Raw genomic sequence first — 6482 nt, forward strand, 5'->3', positions numbered from 1 at the left:
ACCTCTTTGATTTTAGCTGTAAAAATTTTGCAAAACATGTTCCAGTCAAGGTTGATTGGCAGAACAGGAACAGTTTTTGCAAGTTTGCAATAAAAGATTTATGGACGGTCAAATCATAATAAAGGCAATATGTTTTATAACCATTTAATTTTAATCAATGGAGAATCAGAATGTCAAAAGAAAGTGTTCAGGCCCTTTTAGATAAAGGTGCAGAGGATCGGAAATTTCGTATAAAGTACGATAATTGTTTTTCAATGGAAAAATTTGTAGCCTTGGCAAAGGAAGATGGATTTGAGTTTACTGTAAAAGAACTGCAAGACGTATTGAGGTTAAACGGGGACTCTTTCGATTCATATGGCAACCCGCCAAAGAAGGGGATCTGGGTATAAAAATAAACGGTGCTGTTTAGCGGCAGCACCGTTTTTAATTCCCCTGATGATTTTGTCAGGTATTATGGAAAAATAATTCAGGGGCGAAATTTCCGGTAATCAATATCCAGTTTATCCATCCGCAACCGCAAGGTATGGCGTGTGATGCCAAGTTCCCTTGCCGTGTGCGTCATGTTCCCCTGGTTCGTCTTTAATGCATCCACAATCATTTCATAGGCCACAGCATCAAGTTTGGCCTGCAGGCCGACCTTGACACAAGTACCGGAGGCTTTTGCCGTCTGCAGGGACGGCGGCAGATTAAAGGCCTGGATCACATGCTCATCAGCCAGAATGGCGGCGCGCTCAATCACATTCTCAAGCTCCCTCACGTTCCCCGGCCAGTGATAGCTCATGAGCATATCCAGTGCCGGTGTTGTAATCCTTTTAATTTCCTTGTCATTGTCCTTGGCAAACCGGGCAACAAAATGATCTGCCAGGGTAATGACATCGCTGCCCCGTTCACGCAACGGCGGTATCATGATGGGAAAAACGTTCAGGCGGTAGAATAGATCCTCGCGGAACCTGCCTTCATCGGACATTGCCGCCAGATCTTTATTGGTTGCGGTAATGATTCGAATATCCACCTTAATGGAGCGGTTGCCGCCGACACGTTCAAAGGCCCGCTCCTGCAGGACGCGCAAAAGTTTGGTCTGCATGGCCAAGGAGAGTTCACCGATTTCATCCAGAAAGATCGTTCCCCGGTCTGCCTCCTCGAAACGGCCTATGCGCTGGGTGCCTGCGCCCGTAAACGCCCCTTTTTCATGTCCGAACAGCTCACTTTCGATCAGGGTTTCCGGCAAGGCAGCACAGTTAAACTTGATAAACGGCCCCCTGGCCCGGGGGCTGGCATAATGAATCGCGTTTGCAACCAGTTCCTTGCCAACGCCGCTTTCCCCAAGAATCTGGACCGTTGTCTTTGTCCGGGCAATCCGCTTGATCATTGCGTGGATTTCACGCATCGGCTTGGAATCACCAATGATATTATCCGGTCTGTATTTTTTTTTCAGGGCATCCTGAAGGCGCTTATTTTCACTGATCCAGTAAGTACGCTCCTCGTTTTCAAGTATAAAGAGTTCGGCGGCATGCGCCGTCATGGTCGCAATGATGGTTAATACTTCCAGAACACGATTGAGAAATACCTGGGACGCACAGTTGATTTCCGCGCTGATTGTGCCGAGAACTTTTTTGCCCCGGGCAATGGGCACACAAATAAACGACATGTGGCGGTGATCCTTAGCAGGCATGCTTTGCGTGCGGTTGAGAAACTTTGGCTCATTGCCGATTTCAGGAATGATCACGGCCTGGTTGGTTTCAACGACCTGGCCGGTAATCCCCTCGCCCAGGGAATAAATACCCCGTTGTTCCTCCTCAGAGGTCAGGCCGATGCTTTTGTGGATAAAAATCTTACCTGTTTTACGGCTGTACAAGGTCACCATCCCACGGATAACCTCCAGGTTACGTTCCATGATAATGAGCAGGACATCCATGGCCTGGGATAAATTCTCACTTTTGTCAAGGACCTTGCTCAACTCAAAAAGAGGGGGTAACGCCTTAATCTGGCAAACCTCTTTTGCCACAACCCTGCAGTTGGATTTTTGGGATTGCATTGTGGTGTTCATTTCGTTAACGGTCCTGGTTTGGATTCAGCTTTCGTAACATCCCCGGCCCCCGCCGCCGCATGCGCCGCTTGTACAACGGATCCCGGACTTCCGGGCCCGGGTTGCCGGCCGGGCAAGAACGTCAGGGCGGGCCATGGTATTCAAATTGCCGTTGGTGAGGATCAAACCCAGGGCCCCGTCGATCGACCCCTCTATGATATACACCATGATTCCCTTATTCACCAATATTTTGAAGGCAGCTTCTCCGATGCCGGGAACCAGCAGCCACCCGCAATCCGACAAAATGTTTCCAAGCGCCATCCACCGGCCAAGCCCTTTACCGGGTAATGGAATATCCCGCTGTTCCACAAGTTTGGGAGAAGGCGCATCAGCCCGGTAAATAAAAAGTGACAGGGCCTGGCCCAGGGGTTGGTCAATGTTTTTTCCATCCATTGAGGCAATGGCAACGTATGGGCGGGCCGGATTATAATCGTGACGAATCAGTCCTTCGGACATGTGCAAGGTTTTCATAGTCATTCCTTTCTTTCAAATTAACTCCCCGTGACCTTCATAATTTAACCTGTCTTTTGAGCTAAGGTATCAATCTAAAGTTCAATCAAAATTTAAGACAGCAGTAATCATGCCAGAAAAATTTAGACCGGCACCGGACCGTTTTGTTTTCATCAAACCCGGAAATCCTGCAGTTTTTAAGGTTCTTTAGCCGGACAACATTCTGCAGACAATGAAAATGACATACCCGGTTTTGGGCTTGAACTGTCCCGAATCGCACAAAATGCGAAAAAATGCGCGAAACGGGACAGCATTTTTCAGGATTCTGGTCTTAAAAAATCAAAAATCTACATCAAACTTTAAAAATAATATTAAATATCAATATGTTAAATTTATGGCACAGCAATTGCTAAACTCTTCATACAGGAAGGCCAGGAAGGCCGCACAGGGCTTTTCCATCCATTAACTCATTTAAAACAGGAGTAATCACCATGGCTACCAGAAAAATCGCTTTTTACGGAAAAGGCGGCATCGGCAAATCCACCACACAGCAGAATACCGCTGCAGCAATGGCGCATTTTTATGACAAAAAGATATTTATCCATGGGTGTGATCCCAAGGCGGATTGTACCCGTCTGATTCTGGGCGGCAAACCCCAGGAAACCCTGATGGACATGCTGCGAAAAAAAGGTGCGGAAAAAATCACCAACGACGCGGTGATCAAAAAAGGATTTCATGACATCCAGTGCGTGGAATCCGGTGGTCCGGAACCAGGCGTAGGCTGTGCCGGACGCGGTATCATCACGGCCATCGATCTTATGGAAGAAAACGGTGCCTACACGGAAGATCTGGATTTTATCTTTTTCGATGTTCTGGGTGACGTTGTCTGCGGCGGCTTTGCCATGCCGATTCGCGACGGCAAGGCCCAGGAAGTCTATATTGTCGCCTCGGGTGAAATGATGGCTGTTTATGCGGCAAACAATATCTGCCGGGGCCTGCTCAAATATGCCAAGCAGAGCGGTGTGCGCCTTGGCGGTGTTATCTGCAACAGCCGCAATGTTGACCGGGAACTTGATCTTATGGGTGAATTCACCGCGGCCATCGGCACCCAGATGATCCACTATGTGCCACGTGACAATGTGGTTCAGCGTGCCGAATTCAATAAAAAGACTGTGGTTGATTATGATGCCCAGGAAAACCAGGCCAAGGAGTATGGAGAACTGGCCCGCAAAATCATTGAAAATGACATGTTCGTCATTCCCAAACCGTTGAGCATGGACGAACTTGAATTGATGGTGGCCAAATACGGTCTTATTGATTGATCAGTAACATAAAAGAGGTTATCCCATGCCATACCATGAATTTGAATGCAGCAAATGCATCCCGGAAAGAAAAAAACATGCCGTGATCAAGGGGCCCGGCGAGCACCTTACGGATGCGCTTCCCCTTGGGTATCTGAACACCATACCCGGATCGATCTCGGAGCGCGGTTGTGCATACTGCGGGGCCAAACACGTGATCGGTACGCCCATGAAGGATGTAATCCATCTCAGCCACGGACCCATCGGCTGCACCTATGACACCTGGCAGACCAAGCGGTACTTAAGCGATAATGACAATTTCCAGCTTAAGTACACCTTTGCCTCGGACATGAAGGAAAAGCACGTTATCTTTGGTGCCGAACAGATGCTCAAAAAAAATATTATCGAGGCGTTCGAAGCATTCCCCCAGATCAAACGCATGACGCTGTACCAGACCTGCGCCTCGGCCCTGATCGGCGACGATCTCCATGCCGTGGCCCAGGAAGTCATGGATGAAATGCCTGATGTGGACATTTTTGTCTGCAACTCTCCGGGCTTTCGCGGCCCAAGCCAGTCCGGGGGGCATCATACCATCTGTATCGCCTGGTTCAAGGAAAAAGTCGGCACATGCGAGCCTGAAATAAAAGGCGACTACATCATCAATTATGTGGGTGAATACAACATCCAGGGTGACCAGTATATCATGGAGGATTTCTTTGACCGTATGGGCATTACCATTAACTGCACCTTCACCGGCAACGGGTCCTACGACGAACTGCGATCCATGCACCGGGCCCATCTGAATGTGCTGGAATGCGCCAGGTCATCAGAATATCTATGCAATGAGTTACGCGTCAAATACGGGATTCCGCGTCTGGATATTGATGGGTTCGGGTTCAAACCCCTGGGCGATTCCCTTAAAAAAGTTGCCATGTTCTTCGGCATTGAAGACCGGGCCCAGAAAATCATTGACGAGGAGACCGCCCGGTGGCAGCCGGAACTGGACTGGTACAAAGCCCGTTTGACCGGCAAGAAGGTCTGCCTGTGGCCCGGGGGCTCAAAACTCTGGCATTGGGCCTATGTCCTGCAGGAGGAGATGGGGGTCAAGGTTGTTTCGGTCTACACCAAATTCGGTCACCAGGGCGACATGGAAAAAGGGATTGCCCGGTGCGATGAAGGCACCCTTGCCATTGACGACCCCAATGAACTGGAAGGTGTGGAAGCCATGGAAATGCTGGAACCGGACATCATTTTTACAGGCAAACGCCCCGGGGAGGTGGCCAAAAAGATGCGTGTCCCATATCTGAACGCCCATGGATACCACAACGGCCCCTGGAAGGGATGGGAAGGCTGGGTCCGCTTTGCCCGGGACATTTACAACGGTATTTTTTCGCCCATCCACAAGTTGTCGTTTCTGGACATCAGTAAAGATGAAATTCCCACGGACATCGGGTTCCAGACCCAGCGCATGATCTCAGACGTCAATCTCAGTGACGAAATCAAAAACAATCCGCAATTGCGCGAATACACAGGCGCATGGGATTGTACCCGGGATCTGATCAAGCCATACACCCCCCGGAACATTGCGCCTAAACTGAACAAAACCGCATGAAAGGGGGATAAAGCTTATGGATGCAACAATGATGAAAGAACGGGTTGAGCAGCTGCTCAATGTCATTATGAAAAATTGCCTTTGGCAATTCCACTCCCGGGCCTGGGACCGCCGGGATCAAAACCAGGGTATCCTCACCAAGGCCACGCAGATTTTGTGTAACGAAGATGTGGAACTGGAAACACCGGCAGACCGCTGCTATTGGGTGGACTCTGTCTGGCTGGCTGATGAATACAAAGCCAGATTCAATTGGCTCTCCGACCTGGGCAAGGATGAGATAAAAGCGCTGATGAACGCCCTGCATGAGCGCATTGACTATCTGATGATCGACGGGTCCCTCAACCTTGAATTGACTGATGAACACTATTAACCCCTGGCAAACGCACATACTAAAGGAGACATATCATGTCCTGTGAACTCAAGGAAAAAACGCGCACCGGCGTCATCAATCCCATTTTTACCTGCCAGCCATGCGGCGCGCAGTTTGCCAGTATCGGCATCAAAGACGCCATCGGTATTGTCCATGGCGGTCAGGGCTGCGTCATGTTTGTCCGTATGCTGATCTCCCAGCACTTTAAGGAAAGTTTTGAGCTGGCATCCTCGTCGGTTCATGAGGAAGGCGCGGTATTCGGTGCGACCCGGCGGGTCGAAGAGGCGGTTGACGTGCTGCTCATGCGCTATCCCGACGTCCGGGTGATCCCCATTATTTCAACCTGCTCAACAGAGGTGATCGGCGACGATATCGACGGGGTCTGCAATACGCTCAATGAAGGGTTATTACCGGAAAAATATGCGGACCGGGACATCCATTTAATCCCGATTCATACACCAAGTTTTGTGGGAAGCATGATTACGGGGTATGACCTGGCGGTGAGGGATTTTGTCCGGCATTTTGCAAAAAAAGGAGAGGCAAACAATAAAATCAACCTGATTACCGGGTGGGTGAATCCGGCGGATGTAACGGCAATGAAAGATCTTCTGGCCCAAATGCAGGTGGATGCCACCGTTCTTGTTGAGATCGATGAATTTGACG

At 49.6% G+C, this 6482-nt stretch carries 7 protein-coding genes; 5 read left to right on the forward strand and 2 right to left on the reverse strand.

Translation table 11 applies throughout. The features are described from left to right. Window positions 1-170 precede the first annotated feature (170 nt). Entirely contained in the window at window positions 171-389 is a 219-nt protein-coding gene (locus AB7U36_RS16040) for a Nif11-like leader peptide family natural product precursor (protein WP_428160713.1), read from the forward strand. Between the two features lie 77 nt (window positions 390-466). Here the strand turns inward: AB7U36_RS16040 and AB7U36_RS16045 are convergent, their stop codons facing one another. Both AB7U36_RS16045 and AB7U36_RS16050 read right to left on the reverse strand, forming a co-directional pair. Next, the gene (locus tag AB7U36_RS16045) at window positions 467-2047 is read right to left on the reverse strand and encodes a sigma 54-interacting transcriptional regulator (RefSeq protein WP_428160714.1); all 1581 of its coding nucleotides are present in this window, start codon (window positions 2045-2047) and stop codon (window positions 467-469) included. Between the two features lie 24 nt (window positions 2048-2071). Beyond that, entirely contained in the window at window positions 2072-2557 is a 486-nt protein-coding gene (locus AB7U36_RS16050) for a NifB/NifX family molybdenum-iron cluster-binding protein (RefSeq protein ID WP_428160715.1), read from the reverse strand. 470 nt (window positions 2558-3027) lie between these two features. Here AB7U36_RS16050 and nifH point away from each other — a divergent pair, with 470 nt between their 5' ends. From nifH to AB7U36_RS16070, 4 genes are all read left to right on the forward strand, one after another. Next, entirely contained in the window at window positions 3028-3858 is an 831-nt protein-coding gene (gene nifH / locus AB7U36_RS16055; protein WP_428160716.1) for a nitrogenase iron protein, read from the forward strand. Between the two features lie 25 nt (window positions 3859-3883). Then, window positions 3884-5449 carry a nitrogenase iron-iron protein, alpha chain gene (gene anfD, locus AB7U36_RS16060; RefSeq protein WP_428160717.1) on the forward strand — a complete coding sequence of 522 codons (1566 nt, stop codon included), beginning with the start codon at window positions 3884-3886 and terminating at the stop codon, window positions 5447-5449. 16 nt (window positions 5450-5465) lie between these two features. Continuing rightward, the gene (gene anfG / locus AB7U36_RS16065; RefSeq protein ID WP_428160718.1) at window positions 5466-5819 is read left to right on the forward strand and encodes a Fe-only nitrogenase subunit delta; all 354 of its coding nucleotides are present in this window, start codon (window positions 5466-5468) and stop codon (window positions 5817-5819) included. A gap of 35 nt (window positions 5820-5854) precedes the next feature. Next, window positions 5855-6482 (forward strand): nitrogenase component 1 (locus tag AB7U36_RS16070; protein WP_428160719.1); only part of this gene is annotated, 628 nt, incomplete at its 3' end.

It is taken from the genome of Desulfobacter sp. (genome assembly GCF_050177295.1).